This is a genomic window from Streptomyces sp. NPDC055013 (assembly GCF_053608645.1).
Genome location: NZ_JBSGVW010000005.1, coordinates 139,592 through 163,259, shown reverse-complemented (window position 1 = coordinate 163,259; position 23,668 = coordinate 139,592). Strand labels below are relative to the sequence as shown.

Sequence of the window (23,668 nt, the reverse complement as noted above, 5' to 3'; positions counted from 1 at the left end):
CGATATCAACGCTCCGTAATTCCGGTATGCCACAATCCGCGACATCCGTGCAGGCGCCTTGGGCGATGCCGCAGACCAGGGGCTCTTAGATCGGCTGTGCGAGGAGTTCGGCGGCCAGACTCTCCTCACTCTCCGTAGTGTCGCCCGCACGGTGTGTCCGGACCCAGGCGCGCTTGAGATGCAGGTGGAGCTCGAACTCCCAGGTGAACCCCATGCCGCCGTGCACCTGGAGGCAGTCGCGGGCGCCGCGCACAGCGGCGTCGTCGGCGAGCAGCCGGGCGGCGTGGATGTCGGCCGGGTCGGCCGTGACGGCCGCCGCGTAGACGGCGGCACGGGCCGTCTCGGTGCGCACGAGCATCTCCGCGCACAGGTGCTTGATCGCTTGGAACGCTCCGATCGGCTGCCCGAACTGCTCACGTGTCCGGGCGTGTTGCACGGCCAGCTCGCACGCGCGTGTGGCGCCGCCCAGTTGCTCGGCCGCGGTGAGGAGGACGGCGACGGGGTCCACGGCGCCTGCCCCGGGCACCCGGTGCAGGGGCGTCAGCGGGTCCACCGACCGCAGGGGTACGGCCCCCGCCGCGTCCCCCCGTACGACGTCAGCCTGCTCCAGCCACTCCACCAGCCCGTTGCCGACGGCCGCCACGACCGCCTCCCCGGTGGCCGCTCCGGGCACCGTCCCGGCGGCGAGGTGCGTCGCCACGAGGGGCCCGGGCAGCAGCGTCCGCCCCGCCTCCTCGAAGGCCAACACCGACTCGGGCAGCCCGAGTCCGACGCCGCCTTGCGCCTCCGGCAGCCGTAGCGCGAAGAACCCGGCCGCGCCCAGCTCCCGCCACAGGGCCCGGTCCAGGCGGCGGGGCTCGTCGATGGCGGCCCTGAGCTGCTGCGGCCCGAAGCGCCGCGCCAGCAGCTCGCGCACGCCGCCCCGCAACGCGAGCTGGTCCTCGGTCAGTTGGAAACGCATCCGTCACCGCCCCTTCGGCAGTCCGAGGATCCGCTCGGCCACGATGTTCCGCTGGATCTGCGAGGTGCCGGCGGCGATCGTGTACGACAGCGAGGACAGCCGGTCGAGCACCCATGACCGGTCCAGGTCCAGTGAGTCCGGGCCCAGTACGTCGGCCGCGCTGTCGTAGAGCTCCTGACGGGCGTGCGAATACCTCAGTTTGAAAACCGAACCCCCGACTCCGGGCACCCCACCCGTCCGCTCCGCCTCGCTCACGTTCCACTGCGTCAGCCGCCACAGCGCCCGGAACTCGGCGTTCAGCCGCCCCAGGCGCCGCCGGAGCACCGGATCGTCCCAGCGCCCGTTCTTGCGGGCCTCGACGGCGAGTTCGCGCAGGACGCGTCGGCACGCGACGACCTCGCCGACGAAGGCCGTACCGCGCTCGAAGGAGAGGGTCACCATCGTCACGCGCCAGCCGTCGTTCTCGGCCCCGACCCGGTTGACGACCGGCACCCGCACCTCGTCGAGGAACACCTCGGCGAACTCGGCCGACCCGGCGAGGGTCTTCAGCGGCCGTACGGTGATGCCCGGCGCGTCCATGGGCATGGCCAGCCAGCTGATCCCGCGGTGCTTGGGCGCCTCGGGGTCGGTGCGCACCAACAGCTCGCACCAGTCGGCCACTTCGGCATGGGAGGTCCAGATCTTGGACCCGCTCACCACATAGTCGTCGCCGTCCCTGCGCGCGCGCGTGCGCAGTGCCGCGAGGTCGCTTCCGGCGTCCGGTTCGCTGAAGCCCTGGCACCAGACCTCGTCCCCGCGCAGGATCGGCGGCAGCCAGCGGGCCCGCTGCTCGGCCGTTCCCTCGGCGGCGATGGTCGGCCCCGCGTGCAGCAGCCCGACGAACCCGGCCCCCACATAGGGCGCGCCCGCCTTCTCGGTCTCCTCCAGGAAGATCAGCCGTACGGTCGGGGAGGCGCCCCAGTGGACGTCCCCGTACCCGGCGTCGTGGAGTCTGCGCTGCCAGCCGAGGTCGTAGGCACGGCGCCCCGGCCAGTCATCGGGGGACGGCTTCGGCGGCAGCGTGGGCAGCACCTGGCGCAGCCACTCCCGCAACCGGGCGCGGAACTCCTCTTCCTCGGGCGTGTACGCCAGATCCACGGGCCGGTCCCCCTTCGCCGGAAGAGCACATACCTGACGGTGCGTCAGATCACATTGCCACGGGAAGGCTAGACCCGCACCCCTGGACCGACAAGGCGGTGAGGCCTACGCTCTGCCCACGATCTGACTGACCGTCAGCTGATGCAGGGGGCTGTCATGAACGACACCGCTCACGCCCTGAGTTCCTCGCGCACCCTCTGGGACCTGGTCACCGGCCGCGCCGACCGCACCCCCGACCGCCCCGCCCTCCTCCAGGAGGACCGCACGCTGTCCTTCGGCGCCCTACGCGCGCGTGCCGAGCGGGTGGCGGCCGGCCTGTACGACATGGGCGTACGCCCCGGCACGGTCGTCGCCTGGCAGCTGCCCACCCGTATCGAGACGGCCCTGCTGTCCTTCGCCCTGGCGCGTCTCGGTGCCGTGCAGTCGCCGGTCATCCCGTTCTACCGGGACCGCGAAGTGGGCTTCGCGCTGCGGGAGTCGAAGGCGGAGTTCTTCGCGGTGCCGGGCGAGTGGCGGGGCTTCGACCACACCGAGATGGCGCGGCGACTGGGCGCGAAGGGCATCTTCGAGGCGTACGACACCCTGCCCGACGGCGATCCCGCGGTCCTGCCCCCGCCGCCCGCCGAGGGCACCTCGGTGCGCTGGATCTACTGGACCTCGGGGACGACGTCCGACCCGAAGGGCGTCCTGCACACCGACCGTTCACTGATCGCGGGCGGCTCCTGCCTGGCGCACGCCCTGCGCCCCACGTCCGCCGACGTGGGCTCGATCGCCTTCCCGTACGCCCATATCGGCGGCCCGGACTACATGGTGATGCTGCTGCTGTACGGCTTCCCCGCGGTGATGTTCGAGCAGTTCGCGCTGCCGGACGCGCTGGAGGGGTACCGCCGGCACGGGGTGACGATCGCGGGCGGGTCCACGGCGTTCTACTCGATGTTCCTGGCGGAGCAGCGCAAGCTCCCGGCCGGTGCGAAGGCCGTCCCCTCGCTGCGGCTGCTGGCGGGCGGCGGGGCCCCGAAGCCGCCGGAGCTGTATCACGCCGTGGTGCGTGAGATGGGGGTGCAGCTCACCCACGGGTACGGCATGACCGAGGTGCCGATGATCACGATGGGGGCGCCGGACGACACGGCGCACAACCTGGCGACTACCGAGGGACGGCCGCCGCGGGAGATGGAGATACGGATCCTGGACGGCGAGGTGCGGCTGCGCGGGGAGGCGGTCTGCCGGGGCTATCTGGACCCGGCGCAGACGGCGTCGGCCTTCGACGAGGACGGGTTCCTGCGGACCGGTGACCTCGGGCGGCTGACGGACAGCGGGCATCTGGTGCTCACCGGCCGCCTCAAGGACGTGATCATCCGCAAGGGCGAGAACATCTCGGCGAAGGAGATCGAGGACCTGCTGCACCGGCATCCCGCGGTCGGGGACGTGGCGGTCATCGGGCTGCCCGACGCGGCGCGCGGGGAACGCGTGTGCGCGGTCGTGGAACAGCCGCCCGGCGCCGCCGGGCTGACCCTGGAGGCGCTGACGTCGTATCTGCGCGGGGAAGGGCTGTCGACGCACAAGCTGCCGGAGCAGCTGGAGGTGGTGGACGCCCTTCCGCGCAACGACACCCTGCGCAAGGTGCTCAAGTACAAGCTCAGGGAGCGCTTCTCGAAGTCCGTCTAGAGGTCACTCGGGGACGGTGAAGTAGCGGGCGAACGCGGTGACGGTCTCGTCCTCGGTCACCTTGCCGTCGCCGTCCGTGTCCAGGGAGCCGGCGGCCGCCTGGGCGACGTCCTGCGCCACACCGAGGCAGCCGAGCACGCGCGCGGTGTCGGTGACGGTGGCGGACCCGTCGCCGTCGGGGTCGGCCACGGCGAGGGCGGCGTGCAGGAAGGGGCGGGCGATCTCGGCGAACCGGTCCGGGTTGTCGCGCAGCCGCTTGACCGCGCCGTTCACGAACTCCTCGCGGGTGATGCGCTGGTCGCCGTCCCGGTCCGCGATCCCGGCCATGCCCTGCCAGAACGCCTCGGCGCCGATGTAGAGCGCCTGGCCCTTGTCGGAACGGGCGGCGGTGTCGAACTCGGCGAGCACGGCCTTGGCCGCCGCGTTGAAGTCCTCGCGGTCGATGTAGCCGTTGCCGTCCTGGTCGAAGCCGGCGAACCGGGCCGCGATCCTGCGCTCGTACTCGCTGCTGACCATGTCTTATCAGGCCGCCTTACGTCATGTGGGGTGCATCTGCCACGGAGCGTACGACGCCGGGAGCCGTCCGGGCGCCGGAAAGCGGCGGTTGTGCCAAGACCGGGGGAATTTTGGGACAACGGTGTGGCACTTGCGAGGGTTCCGGGTCTTTCGGGGGACCGACCGCAGGGAACCGGGGCTGTTCAGGCCGACAGTGGCCGGGCGTCGTCCGCGACCGCCGCCGCCACGTCCGGGTACACCTCGAAGAGCCGACGCACACCCAGCGCCCCCAGCACGCGGTTCACGTGCGAGCCGTCCACCGCGCCCTGCGCCGGGAGTATCAGCCGCAGGCTGCCCTGGCAGGAGCGGATCAGCCGGCGGGAGGCGATGAGAACGCCGACACCGCTGGAGTCGCAGAACAGGACCTCGGAGAGGTCCAGGACGAGACTGTGGCGCCCCTCGGCCACCACGTCATGGATGTGCTGACGCATCACCGGCGAGGTCACCAGATCCAGCTCGCCCGACACCTGGAGCACAGCCCAGTCGCCTCGCTCGCCGCCGGTCACTTTCAACGTCACCACCATGCCCCTCGCTCGCCGAACCGGAAGCGATACCTACGCTTCCTTGCAGCGCGGCTGCCCAGCGGCTGTTCCCTGAAACACCGTCCAGAAAACGGTCACCGATCAGAAAAGGCTTGTTTCAATCGCATTCGATCCTGTTCGATCGAGTCTGATCGCACGATGGTCGGGTAGCCGAGCGGGTGCGAGGGCGGGCGCGAGCTCCTCTATCACGAGTGCGAGGTACGTCACCAGCCATGACTGTTCAAGGGGCGCACATTGCGACAAAGGGGCGTGCGCTGTCGGACGTGCCGACTACATTCGGGGGGACGAAGGACGCACGCTGGACGGGGCGGACCGGTGAGGGGGGCCTGATGGCGAAGAAGGACGCACTGCCCCGCTGGGACCGCAAGATGCAGCAGCGCCTGGCGCGCGGCGAGGCGGCCGCCCTCGGCGAGCTCTACGACCGGTTCGCCTCGCTCGTGCACGGCCTCGCCCACACCGTGCTGGGCGACGAGCGCGCCGCCGACCACATCACCCGGGACGTCTTCGCCCACGTCTGGGAGCACCCGGACAGCTACGACCCCAGGCAGGGCCCGCTGCGCTCCTGGGTCGCCACGCTGACCCACCGCCTGGCCGTGCAGCGGCTGCGCGCCACCGAGACCGCCGCCCTCGTCCAGGCCGGCCGGGGCTCCACCGAGGAGCTGGAGCGCAAGGTGCGGCACGCCTCGGTCGCCGCCCGCGCCGACTACATCGTCCAGTCCATGCCCGTCCCGCTGCGCGCCGCCCTGGAGCTGGCCTACTTCCAGCGCCGCGACTACCGCCAGACCGCCGCCGACCTCGGCGTCACCGAGGACGAGGCCCGCCGCCGGCTGCGCCTGGGCCTGCAGCTGCTGTCCACCGCCCACGACGCGGGAGCCGCCCCCGGGACGCCACCGGGATACGGGGGTGCGGTGTGAACGAGGCGCACGACAACTCCTCCCATGACCCCACCCCGGACAAGGATCATGAAAAGCACCAGGAGGAGAACGGCTCCGGAGAGTTCCCCCAGGGAGCCTCCGGCATGAGCAGCGGCAACGGCGACGACCAGCACCCCACCCCGAAGCCGACCCCCGGCCAGCCGCCCCGCATACCGCTCCCGCGCGCCTCCGTCGAGGACACCGGACGCCCCCTGCCCGCCCTGGCGGACCTCGGCGACCCCACATACCGCCCGGCCGCCCCGCTCGTCCTCGAGCACCGCGTCCTGAAGGCACTCCTCGGCGCCTGGGCGCTGGCCGCGTGCTCGCCGGAGGAGACGGCGGCCGTGGAGGAGCACCTCGGCGACTGCGGTTCCTGCGCGGACGAGGCACGGCGGCTGCGCGAGGCCGTGGGCCTGCTGCACCCCGCCGAGAGCCTCGACCTGGACCCGGCCCTGCGCACCCGTGTCCTGCAGGGCTGCCTGGACCGCCGCCCGCCGCGCATCCCGGTGCCCGAGTGGGCGTCGCCGTACGACGCCGAGACGGCCCGCCTCGACGCCCTGCTGCAGGACTTCGGGGACGCCGAGTGGCACGCGCCCGTGCGGCTGCGGTGGTTCGAGAAGGACGAGCCGACGAGCCGCCGTACGACCGTCGCGGGCGTCATCGCGCATCTGCTGACGGTCGACGGGCTGGTGGCGCTCGCGCTGGGCCTGCAGGATCCGATGGGCGACGTCGCCGCGGACCGGCCGACCCCGTCCGGGCGCACGGAGGCGTACTGGCGGGCCTCGCACTTCCCGCCGACCCGCGCCGTGCGCGCACCCTGGCGCGAACAGACCCACGCCCTGGTCCGCACGGTGTCCTTCGCGGGCGGTGGCACCGGCAAACTGTCCGTGGCCTACGGCGACTTCGAGCTGCCGCTGCGCGACGCGATGCTGGACCGCGCCTTCGAGTGCTGGGTGCACGCGGAGGACATCGCCGACGCGGTGGACTATCCGTACGAGGCGCCGGTCGGCCGCGATCTGCACCACATGGTCGATCTGGCGGCCCGCATGCTGCCGACGGTGCTGGCCGCACGGCGGCGGGCCGGGTTTGCGGCGCCGCCGCCTCCCGGCCCACACCGCCGCCTCGTGCCCGCCGGCGAGCCCGGCCGCAGCCTGCGGCTGGAGATCGAGGGTTCGGGCGGCGGCCAGTGGCTGATCCCGCTGGACTCCCCGGCGGCGGTGGGCTCCGCCGAGCATGAGGTGGCCCATGTCGCACTGGACGGCGCGGAATTCTGCCGACTGGCGGCCGGGCATGTGCCTCCGGCGGAGGCGGCGGCAGGGCAGGTCGGTGACCGGGAGGCGATCAGGGATGTGCTGTTCGCTGCGGCGAGCTTGAGCCGGATGTAGGGGTGGGTTGCGGATTCGGTGGCGGCCGCGGGTGGGTGGGGGCTGGTCGCGCAGTTCCCCGCGCCCCTAAAAGGTGCGTCCACTGCACGTGCCTTTAGGGGCGCGGGGAACTGCGCGAGGAACCACGAACTACCCGCAGCCGCCCCCGGACAGATGAACCCGAGCTACTAGGCGAACACGACCGTCCGCCGCCCGTTCGGCAGAATCCTCCGCTCGGCATGCCACTTCACGGCCCGAGCCAACGCCTGGCACTCCACATCTCGCCCGATCGCCACCAGCTGGTCCGGCGTGACGTCATGCCCCACCCGCTCGACCTCCTGCTCGATGATCGGCCCCTCGTCGAGATCCGCGGTGACGTAATGAGCCGTGGCACCGATCAGCTTGACGCCCCTGGCGTGAGCCTGGTGATACGGCTTCGCGCCCTTGAAGCTCGGCAGGAAGGAGTGGTGGATGTTGATGATCCGCCCGCTCAGCTGCTTGCACAGGTCGTCCGAGAGGACCTGCATGTAGCGGGCCAGCACGACCAGCTCCACACCCTCCTCGCGCACGAGCTCCAGCAGCTGCGCCTCGGCCTCGGACTTGTTGTCCTTCGTCACCGGGATGTGATGGAAGGGGATGTCGTACGACCCCACCAGCTCCGCGAAGTCCGTGTGGTTGGACACCACCGCGGCGATCTCCACCGGCAGCGCGCCGATCCGCGCCCGGAACAGCAGGTCGTTCAGGCAGTGCCCGAACTTGCTGACCATCAGCACGACCCGCATCTTCTCCTCGGCCCGATGGATCTGCCAGTCCATCTGGAAGGAGTCCCCGATCGCCGCGAAGCTCGCCCGCAGCTTGTCCACCGTCACCGGCGACTCCGCCGAGAAGTGGACGCGCATGAAGAACAGTCCCGTGTCGTGGTCACCGAACTGCTGGCTGTCCTCGATGTTGCAGCCGGTCATGAAGAGGTAGCTCGACACGGCGTGCACGATGCCCTGCTTGTCGGGGCACGACAGGATGAGGACGTACTGGTCGGCGGGGACCGCGGCTCGGGTGGACTGCTGGTTCATGCAGCACAGGGTCCCATATCCGGCCCCCTGGGCGGGCAGTCGTCCCGTTGCGCGGACCGCTCACCGGGCCCGGACAGGATCCTCACGCGGAGCGCGTCATGATCCGCAGCACCTCGAGGGTGCGCGGCGGGGCGTCCGGGTCCTCGCCGTCGGCCGTGGCCATCCGGACATGCGCGTCCCGCGCCGCCCGCACCGCCTCCGGCCACCCCTCGTTCTGTACGTACGCGGAGACCGCCGCGTCCGGGCCGACCTGGTGCATGATCCGCAGCACACGCAGCACGGCGGTGTCGACGAGCGCCGCCTCCTGCGAGTCCCGGAAGATCGTGCCGACGTACTTCTCGGCGGACCAGTTGTCCAGCCAGGTGTCCTCGACGAGGCGGTACACGGCGTCGGTGACGTCGCCGTACCCGTCGACACCGGCCAGCCAGACGTCCCGCTGGAACGTCTGGTCGGAGAGCATGTGCAGCGCGGAGCGCACATTGCTGCGCCAGCGCCACCACGGCATGTCGTTGAGTGGCATGCCGCCCATGGTGGAGGAGCGACGGGCGCGACGGGAAGAGCTATCCGAACCTTGCACGGTCATCGATCGTACGTTCTCCGCCACAGTGGCCTCACCAGCCCCCGTAATTCACCTTCCGGTCACCCCTTGATAACCATGGGTGATGCCGCGGTTTGTTGTGTGGCGGAATCGTGCGTGTCCATGACCGGCAGGCGACGCACCCGCAGCACGCTCCTCCCCACGATCACCGACCGGCCCGTCAGAGCAGCCACCCGCTCTGCGGCTGCCGTGGTGGCGTGTGCGTCGCTGGCAGTCGGATGCGGGGTCATCCCCGGTGCCACGGGGGGCTCCGGGGATGACACGATCACCGTCATGACCTGGGCCCCGGAGGGCACCAAGGCGACCAACAAGCCCGGCATGCCCGCCTTCGCGCAGGCGTACGCCCGCTGGATCAACGCCCACGGCGGCCTCGGCGGCCGCAAGCTCGAGGTCCTCACCTGCAACGACCGCAACGACAGCGTGGCCGCGGCCCGGTGCGCCGACCGCGCGGTCGAGGAGAACGCCGTCGCGGTCATCGGCTCCTACAGCCAGTTCGGCGAGACCTTCCTGCCCTCGCTGGAGAGCGCCGGAATCCCGTACATAGGCGGCTACGGCGTCACCAACGCCGAGTTCACCAGCCCGCTGTCCTACCCCGTCAACGGCGGCCAGCCCAGCCTCCTGGCGGGCCTCGGCAGGGAACTGGCCCGCTCGTGCGGCCCCGTGGCGCTGGTCCGCCCCGACAGCATCGCGGGCGACGAGCTGCCGCCGCTGCTCGACTCCGGCCTCCGGGCGGGCAGGCACTCGTCCTCGGCCGACCAGCTGGCCGCGGAGGACGCCACCGAGTACGGGAGCCAGTCGGAGCGGGCGCTGGAGTACACCACCACCGACCTGGTGGAGAAGGGCTGTGTGGTGCCCGCCCTCGGCGACCGCACCAGCACCTTCATGGACTCCTTCCGGCGCTCCCGCGCGGACTACCCCGACGTGCGCACCGCCACCGTCCTCGGCAGCGTCGACCAGACCGTGATCAACACGACGGGCGGGGCGTCGGTGTACGACGGCTCGTACATCTCCGGCTGGTACCCGGTCACGAGCGACCCGCGCTGGGACGCGATGAAGAAGGTGATCAGCGAGCAGGCCTTCGGCGACAACCGCATCGACCCCGCGGACGCCGGCGTGCAGACCACCTGGATCGCCTACACGGTGTTCAAGAAGGTCGTCGAGTCGCTGGGCGACGGCGAAGTGACCGCCAACTCCGTACGAGGGGCGCTGAACAAGGGCCTGAAGGTCTCCACGGGCGGGCTCACACCGGCCCTGCAGTGGAAGTTCCAGGACGTCCTCGCCACCGTCGGCTACCCCCGTCTGGTCAACCGCAAGGTGACCCTCCAGGTCGTCCGGGACGGTCAGCTGGTGGCGGCCCGCAAGGGCTTCATCGACGTGACGAGCACGCTGCAGAACGCCGACGTGAACTGACCGCCCGGCCCTTCCGGGCGGTCGACGTCCCCGCCCCGTACTACAGCTGGGTGGGCTGGCGCTCGGTCAGGCCGTACTTCTTGGCGATCGTGTTCCACAGCTGCGCGGCCGTCTTCTTCTCCGTGCTGGCGGTGCCGCTGGCGCGGTTGCCGGCCTGGGTCTGGCCGGTGGAGCGGGCCTGGCCCTTCTTGCAGAGCTGCCCCTTCTTGGCCGCCACCTGGTCCGCCCACGCCGCGTAGTGGTTGTCGGCGGACGCCGAGGCCTGCCACGCCTTGTTCAGCGCGGTGGTCAGCTCGGTGTGGCTCGGGAGCTGGTCGACGGAGAGCTTGGACAGGTCGGTGACCAGCTGGTTGCGCTGCTTGGCCGCGCCCCGCAGGTCCGTGGCGGCCTGAGCGAGGTTGCCGCAGGTCTTCACCGCGGCCACCGCGTTGATCACGGCGGTACGGCTGTCACCGCTGTCTGCCAGCAGCTTGTCCAGGGCGACCGCCTGCTGCTCGGCCGGATCGTCGGACGGTGACGCCGAACCCTCGGTCGCCGGGGCCGTGGCGGAGACGGGCTTGTTGTCGTCGCCCTTCGGATCGTCCCCGCCCCCGGCGGCGAGCATGGCACCCGCACCGATACCGACGACGACGATCCCGACACCGATGGCCGCGATGAGCGGCACCTTGGACCCCGTACGGCCGCCACCGCGTCCTCCGTGGCCGACGTCGTCGGTGCCCCGGCCGGACGGGCCGGGCGGGAAGTACCCCGACTCGTGCCGGCCCTGCGGCTGCGACTGGGGCTGCTGGATGCGCGGCATCTGCTGGGTGGCGCCGGCGGGGGCCGCACCGGCCGGCTCGCTGCGGAAGAGGTTGTCGAATTCGGACAGTGGCTGCCGGCCCTGTCCCGCCTGCGGCGCCCCGCCCGGCTGACCCGTCACGGGCGGGATGTACTGCGTGGCGTCGGCATCGTTCCCGGCAGCGGCCGGCATCGGCCCGGCGCCGCCGCCCTGCCGGGCCCGCCCCAGGACCTGCGTGTGCTCACTGGGCGCCTCGGGCGGCAGTGCCCCGGGCCCCACCGGCGGGATGTACTGGGTCGCCCCTTCGTCGGCGGCAGGCGCGGCGACGGGCGGTATGTAACGGGTGGCCTGGTCGTCCGCGCCCCCAGGGGCGGCGGCGACCGGCGGTATGTACTGAGTGGCGCCCTCGTCGGCCGCGGGCATCGGGGCGGCGTAGCCTCCCGAACCGGCCTCGGGGAAGGGCGGGTTGGAGCCCGGGGCTCCGTACTGCGCGCCCGGGTCACCGTGCCCGGCGGACGGCAGTGCGCCGCCCTGGCCGGGAGCGCCGTACGCCTGCGCACCGGCGGACGGCAGCGCCCCGTGCGTGCCGTGCTGCCCCTCGGGCGGCAGCGGCGCGCTCGCGTACCCCTGACCGCCCGCGGGCGGCAGCGGCGTCGGCGACGGACCGCCGTGCCCGTACGGCTGCTGCGGCGCGGGCATCTGCGACCCGGCCGGGTCGCCATGGCCGTACGACGGCGCGCCCTGCACGCCCCCGGCGGCGTCCGGCGCGGCGCCCCACTGCTGCGGGGGCGGCGACTGGTACTGCTGTTCCTGCCCGCCCCAGGACGGGTCGGGCGGGGTGCCCCAGGCCTGGCCCGGCGCGGCCGGCGGCGGGGCCGGGTGCTGGTTCTGGTCGGGTCCCCAGGGGGTGCCCCAGGCCTGCCCGCCGGGCGGTGCCGAGGGCGGGGGTGCGGTCGGCGGCGTGGCCGGTACCGACGTCGGCCGGCCGGCCTGCGCGCCCGTCATACCCGGCAGCAGCGGCTCACCACCGTCCGAGGGCAGCACGATGCCTTCGCGCGCGGGTCGCGCCGAGGGCTCCTCGCCCCGTCCACTCTGCGTCACCGGGACTCCTACCAATGGGGGACCTTGTGAATCGTCGGGTCACGCTACCGGCTCCGCCGAGCCGGGTGCCACGCCGCCCAGGACGTGACCTGGGTCCCTGTGACCGCCGTAACAATTCCGGGCCCCCATCCGCTATATACGTCCCCCTTTCGTCACCGTCGCCTTCATTTCCCTGCCGTTCACGCCCTGGTACCCCGCGGTTTCACGCCGCCGCCGGAAGGTCCAGCCGCGCCCCGAACTCCCTGACCACCGGCTCGTCCCGATACGGCTCCAGGCGCTGCTGGAAGTCCTCCAGATACTCGGCGCCCCGGTTGGAACGCAGGGTCCCCAGCAGCTCCACGGCCTTCAGACCGGTGTGGCAGGCCTGCTCGACCTCGCGCTGCTGCACCTGCGCTGTGGCAAGCAGCACATAGCCGATCGCCCGGCGCCGCGCCTTCGTCTCCGGGAGGCCGGCCAGCGACTCCTCCGCGCGCCGCGCCGCCGCCTCGGCCTGGCCGAGGTCGCGGTGGCAGTGCGCCAACTCGTCGGCGAGATAGGCCTCGTCGAAGTGCGCGATCCACGCCGGGTCGTCCCCCGACTCCGGATCCGCCGTCTCCAGCGCGGTCACGGCGCGTCCGGACGCCACCTGGGCGGCGCGCGCGTCGCCCATCAGCGCATGCCCTCGCGCCTCGGCCGCGTAGAACATGGCCTCGGCGCGCGGTGTCACGCGCCCCCGCGCCCCCTCCTGCGCCGCCCTCGCGAGCTGCGAGATCTCTCGCGGGTTCCCGAGCTGCGCGGCGAGGTGGCTCATGGAGGCGGCCAGCACATACCCGCCGTACCCCCGGTCTCCCGCCGCCTGCGCCAGCCGCAGCGCCTGGATGTAGTACCGCTGGGCCAGCCCCGGCTGGCCGGTGTCGATCGCCATGTACCCGGCGAGTTCGGTCAACCGCGCGACGGCGGCGAAGAGTTCCCGCCCGATCGCCTCCCGGTACGACCCGGCCAGCAGCCCGGAGACGACACTGTTGAGGTAGTGCACGACGACCGGGCGCACATGCCCGCTGCCGTACTGATGGTCCAGGTCCACGAGCGCCTGGGTCATCGCGCGCACGGCCTGCACATCGGACTGCCCCACCCGCGGCCCCGCCGAGCGCGCCACCTGTGAGTCGGGCGACGAGATCAGCCAGTCGCGGCTGGGCTCGACCAGCGCGGACGCGGCGACGGACGAGCCGGACAGGAAGTCCCGGCGCCCGACGTCGCTGCGCCACAGCTCGCAGACCTGCTCGATGGCTCCCAGTACCGTCGGCGAGAACTGGAGACCGACGCCGGACGCGAGGTTCTTGCCGTTGGCCATACCGATCTCGTCGATCGTGACCGTACGGCCCAGCTTGCGGCCGAGCGCCTCCGCGATGATCGCCGGCGCCCGTCCCCGCGGCTGCTGTCCGCGCAGCCAACGGGCCACGGACGTCTTGTCGTAGCGCAGATCGAGACCGTGCTCGGCACCGCACATGTTGACCCGGCGGGCCAGCCCGGCGTTCGAGCAGCCCGCTTCCTGGATGAGCGCCTGCAGCCGTTCGTTCGGCTGTCGCGCGACGAGAGGCCTTGCGGCCATGGCGTACCCCCTGTGGCTGCGGTGCCTGCCCACGCACCGAGTTGATGTGTCCTCCACCACCGAATCCGGCCCGGGGCACTGGCTGTGCACCGCAGGATTCCGGCCGTGAAGATCAATGCCCCGTCGGCGTACCGAAAATGCGAGGCTTGTGAGGATTGCCGGGGTAAAGGCGGAAGCCGACCCCACAGTGGGCTACCCAGCTCCGGCCACCGATCCTCCCGCGCGCCCCCACACGTGCACCCATGCGCCCCAGATGAGGAATCAATGCTCCTCCCCCGCGCGCGCGACGCCCGTAACTACAGGTGGGTGCGGGAGTTGTGTTGGGCGTGGAAGAGACGATCCCGGCCACCGAAGCCGCACAGATTCCGAAGCAGCGCGGCGAAACGCTGCTGGAGACCGCCGTTCGCTATGCCGAGGAGCGTCACTGGGACGTGTTCCCCGGGACCTGGCTGGAGGCCGTGGACGGCGTGCAGCTCTGTTCCTGCGACGACACCGCGTGCCCCGCGCCCGGCGCGCACCCCGCACGCCCGGACTGGGCTACGCAGGCGACCGGGAGCGCGACGGTCGCCCGCCGGATGTGGCAGAAGCAGCCCAACGCGTCGATCCTGCTGCCGACGGGACGCACCTTCGACGCGATCTCCGTCCCGGAGACGGCCGGGTTTCTCGCACTTGCCCGGATGGAGCGGATGGAGTTGACGCTGGGGCCGGTGACGCTGACGCCGGACCGTCGGATGCACTTCTTCGTGCTGCCGGGGGCGTCGGTGAAGGTGCCCGAGCTGGTGCGCAAGCTGGGATGGTCGGTCGGGTCGCTGGACCTGGTCGCGCTGGGCGAGGGCGCGTGGGTCGCCGGGCCGCCGACTCGGTTCGGGTCCCGGGGAGCTGTGCAGTGGGCCTGTCGGCCTACGCCGGCCAATCGGTGGCTGCCGGATGCGGAGGAGTTGATCTCGCCGCTCGCGTATGCCTGCGGCAGGGATCGGTAACGCCTGCTCGGCCGCCTGATTGAGGTTCGTCGGCGGCTGCGGGTTCGTCCTGGCCGGTCGCGCGGTTCCCCGCGCCCCTTAGGGTTGGCGTTCATGACGTCGGCCGTGAGTGTGCGTGGGCTCTGGAAGCGATTTGGGCAGCAGGTCGCTGTCGCCGGTATCGATCTGGATCTGCCCGCTGGGAAGTTCATCGGGCTCGTGGGTCCCAATGGCGCCGGGAAGACCACGACCCTCTCCATGGTGACCGGGCTGCTCAGGCCCGATCAGGGGTCCGTCGAGGTCGTCGGGCACGACGTGTGGCGGGACCCCGTCGAGGTGAAGGCGCGGATCGGGGTGCTGCCCGAAGGGCTTCGGCTCTTCGAGCGGCTCTCCGGGCGGGAGTTGCTCGCGTACACGGGCCGGTTGCGCGGACTCCCCGGCGCCGAGGTCGACAAGCGGGCCACCCAACTGCTGGACGTGCTCGACCTGGCGGGGGCCCAGCACAAGCTGGTCGTCGACTACTCGACCGGTATGCGCAAGAAGATCGGCCTCGCGGCTTCGCTGCTCCACAATCCCGAAGTGCTGTTCCTGGACGAGCCGTTCGAGGGCGTCGACCCGGTCTCCGCCCAGACCATCCGGGGCGTCCTGGAGCGCTACACCGCCTCCGGCGCGACCGTCGTCTTCTCCTCCCACGTCATGGAGCTCGTCGAGTCACTGTGCGACTGGGTCGCCGTCATGGCCGCCGGGCGCATCCGGGCCCACGGCCCCCTCTCCGAGGTCCGCGGCGACGCGACCTCGCTGCAGCAGGCGTTCCTCGAACTCGTCGGCGCGAACGCCCGCGACACCGGGTCCGACCTCGACTGGCTGGGCGGGGCCCGATGAGCGCCGACGTGACCGGCGTCGTCGTACGGCTGAAGCTGTCGCTGCTGCGGAACGGCCTGCGCCAGTCCGGTGGCCGGCGGGCCGCCTACATCGCCTCGGCCGTCGTGGTCCTGCTCTTCGCGGCGCTGCAGCTGCTCGGCCTGATCATGCTGCGCGGCACAGCGCACGCCGACTCGGTGGTCGTGCTCCTGGTGGCCGTCCTGGCGCTCGGCTGGGCCGTGATGCCGCTGTTCTTCCCCGGCGGCGACGAGACCCTCGACCCGACCCGGCTGGTGATGCTGCCGCTGCGCCCCCAGCCCTTGGTGCGGGCGCTGCTCGCGGCCTCCCTCGTCGGCATCGGCCCCCTGTTCACCCTGTGCCTGTTCACCGGATCGGTGATCGCGCTCGCGCGGGGCGGCTGGGCGTACGTCGTCGCGGTGATCGCCGTCGTGCTGGCCCTGTTGGTGTGCGTGGCGCTCGCGCGGGCCGTCGCCGCGGCCAACATCCGGCTGCTGACCAGCCGAAAGGGACGCGATCTGGCGGTGCTGAGCGGGCTGGTCATCGCGATCGGGGCGCAGGTCGTGAACTTCGGGGCGCAGCGCCTGGGTTCGTCGGGGCTCGCCCAGCTCGATCCGGCGGCGGATGTGCTGCGGTGGGTGCCGCCGGCGTCCGCGATCGGGGCGGTGGAGTCGGTGAGCGAAGGGGCGTACGGGACAGGCCTCCTCCAACTCGCCCTGAGTGCAGGCGCGTTGGTGGCCCTGATCGCCGTATGGTCACGCCACCTGACCAAGCTGATGACATCCCCCGACGGCTCCACGCTCCAGGCGGCCACGGAGTCCGCCGTACGCGAACGGAACTCGACGGGCCTCGCCCGCCTGCTCCCGCCCGGCCGCACCGGCACCGTCATGGAACGCAGCCTGCGCTACGTCTGGCGCGACCCGAAGACGAAGGCGGCCTGGGTGACCTCGCTCGCCATCGGCCTGATCGTGCCGTTGTTCAACGCCCTGCAGGGCACCGGCTCGATCTACTTCGCCTGCTTCGCGGCCGGGATGCTCGGCATCCAGATGTACAACCAGTTCGGGCAGGACACGTCCGCGTTCTGGATGGTCGCGATGACGATCTCGTCCACCCGGGACGCCTACGTCGAGCTGCGCGGCCGAGCCTTCGCGCTGCTGCTGATCACTCTCCCGTACGCCGTCCTCGTCACCGTCCTGACGACAGCGCTCCTCGGCGACTGGCCCAAGCTGCCCGAGGTCCTCGGCCTGTCCTTCGCCCTCCTCGGCGCCATGCTGGCGACCGGCGCCTGGACCTCGGCCCGCTTCCCGTACTCCATCCCCCAGGAGGGCTACAAGAACGTCGCCCCCGGCCAGACGGGCCTCGCGTGGATCTCGATCTTCGGCGGCATGGTGGCGGCGGCCCTCCTGTGCGCCCCCGTGATCGCGGTGACGATCTGGCTCAACGTGAGCGACGGCGGGGACGACTGGACCTGGCTGCTGCTGCCCGGCGGGGCGGTCTACGGGGCGGCGATCACGCTGCTGGGACTACGCCTGGCGGCACCGCGCACGGCGGCCCGCCTCCCGGAGATCCTGACGGCGGTGAGCAAGGGATAGCGGGCCCTGCTCGGGGGCGCGGAGAACTGCGCGACCAGCCACGAACTACCCGCAGCCGCCGTCGCTCAGCACGCACCGAGCTCACAGGCGCCCGGCGTCACCCCGTGCGCACCGCGTCCAAAAAGGGCTCGATGGCCCCCCGCCATCCCTCGGGCTGGTCGTAGTGCACAAGGTGACCCGCGTCGGCCACCTCCGCATACTCCCCCCGAGGCAGCACCCGCACCATCTCCTGAGCCTCGGCCCGCCCCAGCTCGCCATCCAGTCCACGCACCACCAGCGCCGGACACTGCACCTGGGCAAGCTCCTCCCAGTGCGCGTCGAACACCCACGTCTCCCGGGACCTGAGCATCTGGTCCGGATCGAAAACGGGCCGCCACCCGTCCTCGCACTCGTGCATCGCCTCGGCGTAGAACTCGCCCCGCGCGGGATTCGGCCGCTCGACCCAGGGGTCGTCCTCGCCGAACCACTTGCGCACATCGGCCAGCGTGGCGAAGGGCACGGGCCAGGCCTTGAACCAGTCCGCCCACTCCCGCTGCGAGGCCGAGCCGAGCGCGGACGCCCGCATGTCGCAGATGATCACGCCCCGCACCAGGTCGGGCCGCCGGGCGGCGAGCTGCCAGGCGGTGAGCGCGCCCATGGCGTGGCCGATGAGGACGACGGGGGCGAGGTCCAGCTGCTCGAGGGCCGCCTCGGCGTCGTCGACGTACGCCTCGCGCGTGAAGGAGGCCTGCGAGGGCTTTTCGCTACGGCCGTGGCCGCGCTGGTCCAGCGCCACGGCACGGTGCCGCTCGGAGAGCCAGCGGGCGGTGGACGTCCAGTGCGAGGCGCGGCCCATCAGGCCGTGCAGTAACAGCACACCGGGCGTGCGCTCATGTTCCCTGGCGGGGTCGGTCTTGGGAGGGTCGCCGAACTCCCAGGCCGCGAGACGTACGCCGCCCGCGCCGGTCACGTCGATGCGCCGCACCATTGGTCCTGGCACCCCCCTAGCTCCGCTCGGACCGCTCGAGCCGACCGGTCCTGTGAACCGTGTCCTGCTTGCCGTATCTGTCGTGCCTGCCGTATCTGCCGCGATGTGCATGTCCTGTGTGTCTGACGTGATCTTATGCGCACACTTCTGAAGCGCACGTTCCGCCTGACCCGTCACCGCAGACTATCGAACCCCCATTCGAAAATGCGGCGCTCGCGGCCAACACCCCTCATTCGAGTGACCCCCCTCAAGGATTGATCGCCGGCGTCGAGGGGAGATCTTCAGCGGGAGGCGGACCGCTCGGGGAAAACGGTCCGAGGGGAATGACCCTGGGAGCTCGGGGCTCCGGGTCAGCACAGGGGAGGACAGGCCCCGGCGCCGTATGGCGCCGGGGCCCTCTCCACACTCACGGCACATCGTCGCGCCCCCTCCCCGGCCGGACGCATCGCTGACGATGCCGGCCCAGAGATCTCAGGTCATATGCCTCACGCGACAGCCTCGCACGCGAATCGCCGGAGCGCTGCGATTCGACCTACTGGATCTTGGAATGGGCGAGATCCAGAATCGCCACAACTCCCGCTCGTTCACCGGGAGTTGCACACACGAGAAGCGGGGACGACCTGTCGTCAGCGCTTGGCGACGAACACATGGGAGGCGACGTCCGCCTCCAGCTCGGCCGCCTCGCCGCCGCTGCCCACCAGTACGCCGCCCGCCGACTCGGTCACGCTCACCACCGAGCCGGGCTGCACGCCGGCCCGACGCAGCGTGTACATCAGCTGCGCGTCCGTCTGGATCGGCTCACCGATCCGCCGGACGACGACCGTCTTGCCCTCGACGCCCGGGTCGAGGTCGGCCAGCGAGACCATGCCCTCGTCGAGGAACGGATCGGCGCCGTCCTTCTCGCCGAGCTCCTCCAGACCGGGGATCGGATTGCCGTACGGCGACTCGGTCGGGTGCCGCAGCAGCTCGAGCACGCGCCGCTCCACGGCCTCGCTCATCACGTGCTCCCAGCGACACGCCTCGGCGTGCACCTGCTCCCACTCCAGCCCGATCACGTCGACGAGCAGACACTCGGCGAGGCGGTGCTTGCGCATGACGCGGGTGGCCAGCCGCCGGCCCTCGTCCGTCAGCTCCAGATGCCGGTCGGTCGCCACGGACACCAGCCCGTCACGCTCCATCCGCGCCACCGTCTGGCTGACGGTCGGCCCGCTCTGGTCCAGCCGCTCGGCGATACGGGCGCGCATGGGGACCACACCTTCCTCCTCCAGCTCGAGGATGGTGCGGAGATACATCTCCGTGGTGTCGATCAGTCCGGACATACGTGCCCCTCGATTAGCTCTGCGATTAGCTCAGCCGGAAGCGAGACAGCTCCACGGCGCGTGCGCTGGCCCTGTAGTCAATTCTGCCGGATACCACGGACAACCGTGCCGCGCCGTTGAAACCAGCGGGTTACACGAGGGTATGCACCCGGCCCGGCCACCGGCGGCACACCGTATTGACACCACACTGGTCCAGACCGCACGGTGATCCGCAACACACCCCCACCCCCGAAGGGGCCCCGCATGAGCGACAGCACGCCGGCCGACCAGTTCTTCGACGCCGCCATCGCCCTGCTCCAGCGGGCCCGCGACGAGGAGGCCGAGAACATCGAGGCGGCCGGCACCCTGCTCGCCGACACCGTCGCCGGCGGCGGCCGCCTCTTCGCCTTCGGCGCTGGTCACTCCTCCCTCGCCGCCCAGGACATCGTCTACCGCGCGGGCGGCCTCGCCCTGATGAACCTGCTCGCGGTCCCCGGCGTCGTAGGCGTGGACGTCATGCCCGCCACCCTCGGCTCAGCCCTCGAACGCGTCGACGGCCTGGCAAGCGCGGTCCTGGACAGCTCCCCCCTCCGGGACGGCGACGCGCTCGTCGTCATCTCCCTCTCCGGCCGCAACGCCCTGCCCGTGGAGATGGCCATGAAGGCCCGCGCCCTGGGCGCCAGGGTCCTCGGCGTGACCTCGGTGGCGTATGCCTCGGAGACGAGTTCCCGCCATGTCTCCGGCACCTACCTCAAGGACCACTGCGACATCGTCCTCGACTCGAAGATCGCGATCGGCGACGCGGAGCTCACGCTCGACACCATCCCGGCCCCCTTCGCCCCCGCCTCCACGGTCGTCACCGCGGCCCTCCTCCAGGCCGTCATGGCCACGGCGGCCGCCTCCCTGGCAGACCGCGGCATCGAGCCCCCGCTCCTGCGTTCGGGCAACGTCGACGGCGGTCACGACTGGAACGGCAAGGTGTTCGAAAAGTACGGCGACCGGATCTTCTACCGGCAGTAGCGGCCCGCGGCCCGGGTGCGTCCTAGCCCCGCCCCACAACCCCCGCCAGATCCAGAGCGGAAGCGATCCGCACCGCCACATCCTCGGCATACACCGCGTCGCTCCGCTCGAACGCACTGCGCCCGGCGCCCCGCAGGAACGTCACGACCCCCACCGTCCGCCCCCGACTCCGCAGCACCGCACACAGCGCGTGCACCGAGTCCGCGGGCCACTGCCGCCCCACAGCCCACTCACGCGCCCGCTCGGTCGGCATCCGGCCCGCATCGGCCCGCACCGATCCGGCCCGCGCCACGCACTGCAACGCCGGATGCCCCTCGGCGTAGCGCACCGGCAGGCCGGCCTCCCCGCCGAGCAGACTCGGCCCGGGCGCGCCCGAGGGTGTCACGGCGACCCGAACGAGTCGTACCGGCTCCGCGGTCTCCGCATCCGGCACCGCCCCGCCCGCGACCCGGTCGATCAGCGCGTGATCGGCGAACCCGGCCAGCGCGAAGTCCAGGTGCACGGTCGCCGCGTCGGCGGGGTTCTCGCACTCCGCGGCGGCCCGCGCGGCCCGATGCAGCTGGTTGGTCCGGAACCTCAGCAGCGCGGCCTCCTGCTCCGCCTGCTTGGCCTCGGTCATGTCCTGGAAGAGCCAGCCCACCCCGAGCGGCACCGGCTCCTCCGCGAGCGGGGAGGCCAGCCGCACGAAGCCGCACCGCCAGCACCGGCGCCGCTCGCCCTCCGGCGTCCGCACGCTCACCCAGATCTCGGCCGGCGCGGGCGGAGCACCCTCCGCCAGCACATGCGTGAGCGCGCTCTCCAGCTCCTCGACGCCCTGGGCGAGCAGTTCCCCGAGGGGCCGCCCGAGCACGGACGTACGGCCGATGCCCAGTGCCCGAGCCGCATGCGCGTTCACCACCGCGGGCCGCAGATCGGCGTCGACGAGTACGACGCCCCACGACGCGTCCTCGAACAACGCCTCGCTCAGCGCGATCGACCGCTCGAGATCGATCTGCGTGTGCACCTCACTGAAGGCGCAGTACACCCCGGCGGGCTTACCGTCGGGCCCGCGGACGGCCGCCGACTGCGTCCGTACGAGAACCCGCCCGCCGTCCTTGGTCAGCAGGGCGAACTCGTGCACCTGCCGCCCCGGAGCGTGCATGGCGGACATCAGCCGCCCCTCCACCTCCTCGGCGTCGGCCTCGCGCACCGCCCACCCGGCGAACCCGTGCCGCCCCACGGCCTCGGTCGCACTCCACCCGAGGATCCGCTCCGCCTCACGGTTCCAATGGGTGACGACCCCGTCCGCGTCGAAGGCGCACAGGGCCGCGTCCATCCCGTCCAGCAGCGCGGCCAGCAGATCGGAACCGCCTGCCGAACCCTCGGAACCGGCCGACGAACCCTCCGGACCGTCCCGCTCGGGTTCGTCCGGTCCCAGCTCGTCGGTGGTCCCACTACGCCGGGAAGCACTCACCTGGACCCCCTGCCAAGCTGCGTCCGCACGTACGACGCGTCGGTTCGCTCACTCGCAATCATCTAACTGGAACGTGACGCAGCACACACCGAGTTCCCACAAGATTGAAGGAATCGTTGTGTGGCGGAAATCGGAAGATCAGACATGAGCCACGCATCCCCTCCTCGCGTCCACCTCAATCTCGATCTTCATACGAGGATCCGCGAGCCCGCACACCATCATCGTCGCCGCCGGCCGCACGTCCCCGAAGTAGCGCCGCAGCACGGGCCAGCACGGCTCGAAGTCGGCCCGCTCGGGCAGCAGGTACCGCACCCGCACCACTTCGCCGAACGAACAGCCGGCCTCCTCCAGCGCGGCGCCCACGTTCCGCAGACATTGCTCGGCCTGCTCCACCACGTCCTCGGCGATCGTCATCGTCGCGTAGTCGAACCCGGTCGTCCCCGACACGTGCACCCAGTCCCCGTAGACCACGGCACGGGCGTACCCGATCTGCTCCTCGAAGGGCGATCCACTGAGGATCGCCTGCCGCCCCGGCTGCTGCTTTGTCATGCACGGAACGCTAGGTGACCAGCGCAAACAGGTACAGGGAAAAAAGAGGTTGATCGGGGGCCGCGGTGCTTCCTAGGGTGTGGAGCACACGAGAAGGGAGGTGGTTCGGCAGATGTATGAGAACCGGACGCGTGAGGTGGCTGCGGGCTAGCGGCCCGTCACCCCACCCAGTGCGGTGCCGGACCAGCACGTGACAGACGCGTGCAGCCGGCCCAATCCCAGCAGTCACCCGACCCGCGAGCTCGCCGGTACGTCCGGCCGGCTCCTCCGCCACGGCGGAGGAACCCGAGCTCGCGGGTCGTCTGCGTTCAGGGCAGGCGTGCCGGCCTCACGGACTCAGCCGCTCGACCCGCCAGCTCCCGTCCCGCTCCGCCACGTACCGCAGCCGGTCGTGCAGCCGGTTCTCGCGCCCCTGCCAGAACTCCACCGCCTGCGGTGCCACCCGGAAGCCGCCCCAGTTCGGCGGCACCGGCACCTGATCGCCCTCGGGATAGCGGGCGGACAGTTCGGCGTACGAGGCGTCGAGGTCGTCGCGGGTGGCGATGACGGAGGACTGGGCGCTGGCCCAGGCACCGAGCTGGGAGCCGTGCGGGCGGCTGCGGAAGTACACGGCCGTCTCGTCGCGCCCGGTGCGCCGCGCCACGCCGGTGACGATGACCTGGCGGGCCATCGGATGCCAGGGGAAGAGCAGGGAGAGGTACGGATTCCCGGCGAGGTCGCGGGCCTTGCGGGAGTCGTAGTTGGTGTAGAAGACGAAACCCTGCTCGTCGAAGTGCTTCAGCAGCACCGTGCGGGAGCTGGGCCGCCCCTCGGCGTCCGCGGTGGAGACGATCATCGCGTTCGGCTCGAAGAGGTGGGCCTCGGACGCGGCCTGTTTGAACCAGCGCGCGAACTGTTCGACCGGCGTGGCGGCCAGGTCGGTCTCGGCGAGGCCCTCGGCCCGGTACTGCTTGCGCATCGCGGCGGGGTCGAAGGGGACGGCGTCTCGGTCGGTCACGCGGTCATCCTGCCGTATGTGGCGGACGCCGTACGGCGCGGTGCCTCCCTTCGGCGCGCATGGCACTGAGTGCCGCAAGACCCTCCCGAAGATGACACTCAGGGACTATCGTGCTGTTGTCGTCGCGGTTGGGTGACCGCCGGCCGCACGGGGCATCACAGGGGTACACCCCGGACCGCGAGTCCCCGTGACCGTGGATCCGACGGGGCGTATGTCCATCTCCGCCGAGTGACACCTGGTCGTCCCACCCACAACCCCATCCGTCGCACAC

General features: G+C 71.6%; 21 protein-coding genes. 8 read left to right on the top strand and 13 right to left on the bottom strand.

What is annotated here, in order from left to right:
- Positions 1 to 85: 85 nt before the first annotated feature.
- Positions 86 to 961, bottom strand: coding sequence for an acyl-CoA dehydrogenase family protein (locus tag ACWGDB_RS08830; protein ID WP_453821782.1), 876 nt, complete (start codon positions 959 to 961; stop codon positions 86 to 88).
- A gap of 3 nt (positions 962 to 964) precedes the next feature.
- On the bottom strand, positions 965 to 2,098 hold the full coding sequence (locus ACWGDB_RS08825; RefSeq protein ID WP_453821781.1) for an acyl-CoA dehydrogenase family protein: 1,134 nt from the start codon (positions 2,096 to 2,098) through the stop codon (positions 965 to 967).
- Between the two features lie 156 nt (positions 2,099 to 2,254).
- Between ACWGDB_RS08825 and ACWGDB_RS08820 the strand changes: the two genes are divergently transcribed.
- Positions 2,255 to 3,763 carry a class I adenylate-forming enzyme family protein gene (locus ACWGDB_RS08820; RefSeq protein WP_453821780.1) on the top strand — a complete coding sequence of 503 codons (1,509 nt, stop codon included), beginning with the start codon at positions 2,255 to 2,257 and terminating at the stop codon, positions 3,761 to 3,763.
- Between the two features lie 3 nt (positions 3,764 to 3,766).
- Here the strand turns inward: ACWGDB_RS08820 and ACWGDB_RS08815 are convergent, their stop codons facing one another.
- Together ACWGDB_RS08815 and ACWGDB_RS08810 are read right to left on the bottom strand one after the other, a co-directional pair.
- The gene (locus ACWGDB_RS08815) at positions 3,767 to 4,279 is read right to left on the bottom strand and encodes an EF-hand domain-containing protein (protein WP_453821779.1); all 513 of its coding nucleotides are present in this window, start codon (positions 4,277 to 4,279) and stop codon (positions 3,767 to 3,769) included.
- 182 nt (positions 4,280 to 4,461) lie between these two features.
- Positions 4,462 to 4,842 carry an STAS domain-containing protein gene (locus ACWGDB_RS08810; RefSeq protein ID WP_362387936.1) on the bottom strand — a complete coding sequence of 127 codons (381 nt, stop codon included), beginning with the start codon at positions 4,840 to 4,842 and terminating at the stop codon, positions 4,462 to 4,464.
- Between the two features lie 347 nt (positions 4,843 to 5,189).
- On the opposite strand from ACWGDB_RS08810, the gene ACWGDB_RS08805 reads away from it, so the two are divergent.
- Both ACWGDB_RS08805 and ACWGDB_RS08800 read left to right on the top strand, forming a co-directional pair.
- Entirely contained in the window at positions 5,190 to 5,774 is a 585-nt protein-coding gene (locus ACWGDB_RS08805) for a sigma-70 family RNA polymerase sigma factor (RefSeq protein ID WP_453821778.1), read from the top strand.
- A 104-nt stretch (positions 5,775 to 5,878) separates the two neighbouring features.
- Positions 5,879 to 7,159, top strand: coding sequence for a zf-HC2 domain-containing protein (locus tag ACWGDB_RS08800; RefSeq protein ID WP_453821950.1), 1,281 nt, complete (start codon positions 5,879 to 5,881; stop codon positions 7,157 to 7,159).
- A gap of 167 nt (positions 7,160 to 7,326) precedes the next feature.
- Here the strand turns inward: ACWGDB_RS08800 and purU are convergent, their stop codons facing one another.
- Both purU and ACWGDB_RS08790 read right to left on the bottom strand, forming a co-directional pair.
- Positions 7,327 to 8,208, bottom strand: coding sequence for a formyltetrahydrofolate deformylase (gene purU / locus ACWGDB_RS08795; RefSeq protein ID WP_383606698.1), 882 nt, complete (start codon positions 8,206 to 8,208; stop codon positions 7,327 to 7,329).
- Between the two features lie 82 nt (positions 8,209 to 8,290).
- Positions 8,291 to 8,791, bottom strand: a complete 501-nt coding sequence (locus ACWGDB_RS08790; RefSeq protein ID WP_383606701.1) for an SCO4402 family protein — start codon at positions 8,789 to 8,791, stop codon at positions 8,291 to 8,293.
- A gap of 117 nt (positions 8,792 to 8,908) precedes the next feature.
- On the opposite strand from ACWGDB_RS08790, the gene ACWGDB_RS08785 reads away from it, so the two are divergent.
- Positions 8,909 to 10,216 (top strand): ABC transporter substrate-binding protein, encoded by a 1,308-nt coding sequence (locus ACWGDB_RS08785; protein WP_453821777.1) that lies wholly within the window; start codon positions 8,909 to 8,911, stop codon positions 10,214 to 10,216.
- A gap of 40 nt (positions 10,217 to 10,256) precedes the next feature.
- Here ACWGDB_RS08785 and ACWGDB_RS08780 read toward each other — a convergent pair whose 3' ends face one another.
- Together ACWGDB_RS08780 and ACWGDB_RS08775 are read right to left on the bottom strand one after the other, a co-directional pair.
- The gene (locus tag ACWGDB_RS08780) at positions 10,257 to 12,095 is read right to left on the bottom strand and encodes a hypothetical protein (RefSeq protein ID WP_453821776.1); all 1,839 of its coding nucleotides are present in this window, start codon (positions 12,093 to 12,095) and stop codon (positions 10,257 to 10,259) included.
- A gap of 202 nt (positions 12,096 to 12,297) precedes the next feature.
- Positions 12,298 to 13,683, bottom strand: coding sequence for a transcriptional regulator (locus tag ACWGDB_RS08775; RefSeq protein ID WP_427845440.1), 1,386 nt, complete (start codon positions 13,681 to 13,683; stop codon positions 12,298 to 12,300).
- A gap of 317 nt (positions 13,684 to 14,000) precedes the next feature.
- On the opposite strand from ACWGDB_RS08775, the gene ACWGDB_RS08770 reads away from it, so the two are divergent.
- The 3 genes from ACWGDB_RS08770 (at position 14,001) to ACWGDB_RS08760 (ending at position 17,113) form a co-directional block, all read left to right on the top strand.
- On the top strand, positions 14,001 to 14,663 hold the full coding sequence (locus ACWGDB_RS08770) for a bifunctional DNA primase/polymerase (protein WP_453821775.1): 663 nt from the start codon (positions 14,001 to 14,003) through the stop codon (positions 14,661 to 14,663).
- A 93-nt stretch (positions 14,664 to 14,756) separates the two neighbouring features.
- Positions 14,757 to 15,524, top strand: a complete 768-nt coding sequence (locus ACWGDB_RS08765) for an ABC transporter ATP-binding protein (protein ID WP_453821774.1) — start codon at positions 14,757 to 14,759, stop codon at positions 15,522 to 15,524.
- Positions 15,521 to 17,113 (top strand): transporter, encoded by a 1,593-nt coding sequence (locus ACWGDB_RS08760; RefSeq protein WP_453821773.1) that lies wholly within the window; start codon positions 15,521 to 15,523, stop codon positions 17,111 to 17,113. Before ACWGDB_RS08765 ends, ACWGDB_RS08760 begins: the two co-directional genes overlap by 4 nt.
- Before the next feature lie 97 nt (positions 17,114 to 17,210).
- Here ACWGDB_RS08760 and ACWGDB_RS08755 read toward each other — a convergent pair whose 3' ends face one another.
- Together ACWGDB_RS08755 and ACWGDB_RS08750 are read right to left on the bottom strand one after the other, a co-directional pair.
- Positions 17,211 to 18,080 (bottom strand): alpha/beta fold hydrolase, encoded by an 870-nt coding sequence (locus tag ACWGDB_RS08755; RefSeq protein WP_453821949.1) that lies wholly within the window; start codon positions 18,078 to 18,080, stop codon positions 17,211 to 17,213.
- Between the two features lie 626 nt (positions 18,081 to 18,706).
- Positions 18,707 to 19,399, bottom strand: a complete 693-nt coding sequence (locus ACWGDB_RS08750; RefSeq protein ID WP_062703554.1) for a metal-dependent transcriptional regulator — start codon at positions 19,397 to 19,399, stop codon at positions 18,707 to 18,709.
- 243 nt (positions 19,400 to 19,642) lie between these two features.
- On the opposite strand from ACWGDB_RS08750, the gene ACWGDB_RS08745 reads away from it, so the two are divergent.
- Positions 19,643 to 20,398, top strand: a complete 756-nt coding sequence (locus ACWGDB_RS08745) for an SIS domain-containing protein (protein WP_453821772.1) — start codon at positions 19,643 to 19,645, stop codon at positions 20,396 to 20,398.
- 22 nt (positions 20,399 to 20,420) lie between these two features.
- Here the strand turns inward: ACWGDB_RS08745 and ACWGDB_RS08740 are convergent, their stop codons facing one another.
- The 3 genes from ACWGDB_RS08740 to pdxH form a co-directional block, all read right to left on the bottom strand.
- Positions 20,421 to 21,851, bottom strand: a complete 1,431-nt coding sequence (locus ACWGDB_RS08740) for a PAS domain-containing protein (protein ID WP_453821771.1) — start codon at positions 21,849 to 21,851, stop codon at positions 20,421 to 20,423.
- Positions 21,852 to 21,989: 138 nt separating this feature from the next.
- A complete protein-coding gene (locus tag ACWGDB_RS08735) occupies positions 21,990 to 22,400 on the bottom strand; it encodes a RidA family protein (protein ID WP_453821770.1) in 411 nt (136 codons plus the stop codon).
- Between the two features lie 328 nt (positions 22,401 to 22,728).
- On the bottom strand, positions 22,729 to 23,397 hold the full coding sequence (gene pdxH, locus ACWGDB_RS08730; protein WP_453821769.1) for a pyridoxamine 5'-phosphate oxidase: 669 nt from the start codon (positions 23,395 to 23,397) through the stop codon (positions 22,729 to 22,731).
- Between the last annotated feature and the right edge of the window lie 271 nt (positions 23,398 to 23,668).

Excerpts from the sequence above, each read along its gene's own strand:
- ACWGDB_RS08830 (WP_453821782.1), bottom strand. The coding sequence starts at position 961 with ATGCGTTTCCAACTGACCGAGGACCAGCTCGCGTTGCGGGGCGGCGTG.
- ACWGDB_RS08820 (WP_453821780.1), top strand. The coding sequence starts at position 2,255 with ATGAACGACACCGCTCACGCCCTGAGTTCCTCGCGCACCCTCTGGGAC.
- ACWGDB_RS08815 (WP_453821779.1), bottom strand. The coding sequence starts at position 4,279 with ATGGTCAGCAGCGAGTACGAGCGCAGGATCGCGGCCCGGTTCGCCGGC.
- ACWGDB_RS08810 (WP_362387936.1), bottom strand. The coding sequence starts at position 4,842 with ATGGTGGTGACGTTGAAAGTGACCGGCGGCGAGCGAGGCGACTGGGCT.
- ACWGDB_RS08805 (WP_453821778.1), top strand. The coding sequence starts at position 5,190 with ATGGCGAAGAAGGACGCACTGCCCCGCTGGGACCGCAAGATGCAGCAG.
- ACWGDB_RS08800 (WP_453821950.1), top strand. The coding sequence starts at position 5,879 with ATGAGCAGCGGCAACGGCGACGACCAGCACCCCACCCCGAAGCCGACC.
- purU (WP_383606698.1), bottom strand. The coding sequence starts at position 8,208 with ATGAACCAGCAGTCCACCCGAGCCGCGGTCCCCGCCGACCAGTACGTC.
- ACWGDB_RS08790 (WP_383606701.1), bottom strand. The coding sequence starts at position 8,791 with ATGACCGTGCAAGGTTCGGATAGCTCTTCCCGTCGCGCCCGTCGCTCC.
- ACWGDB_RS08785 (WP_453821777.1), top strand. The coding sequence starts at position 8,909 with ATGACCGGCAGGCGACGCACCCGCAGCACGCTCCTCCCCACGATCACC.
- ACWGDB_RS08775 (WP_427845440.1), bottom strand. The coding sequence starts at position 13,683 with ATGGCCGCAAGGCCTCTCGTCGCGCGACAGCCGAACGAACGGCTGCAG.
- ACWGDB_RS08765 (WP_453821774.1), top strand. The coding sequence starts at position 14,757 with ATGACGTCGGCCGTGAGTGTGCGTGGGCTCTGGAAGCGATTTGGGCAG.
- ACWGDB_RS08760 (WP_453821773.1), top strand. The coding sequence starts at position 15,521 with ATGAGCGCCGACGTGACCGGCGTCGTCGTACGGCTGAAGCTGTCGCTG.
- ACWGDB_RS08755 (WP_453821949.1), bottom strand. The coding sequence starts at position 18,080 with ATGGTGCGGCGCATCGACGTGACCGGCGCGGGCGGCGTACGTCTCGCG.
- ACWGDB_RS08750 (WP_062703554.1), bottom strand. The coding sequence starts at position 19,399 with ATGTCCGGACTGATCGACACCACGGAGATGTATCTCCGCACCATCCTC.
- ACWGDB_RS08745 (WP_453821772.1), top strand. The coding sequence starts at position 19,643 with ATGAGCGACAGCACGCCGGCCGACCAGTTCTTCGACGCCGCCATCGCC.
- ACWGDB_RS08735 (WP_453821770.1), bottom strand. The coding sequence starts at position 22,400 with ATGACAAAGCAGCAGCCGGGGCGGCAGGCGATCCTCAGTGGATCGCCC.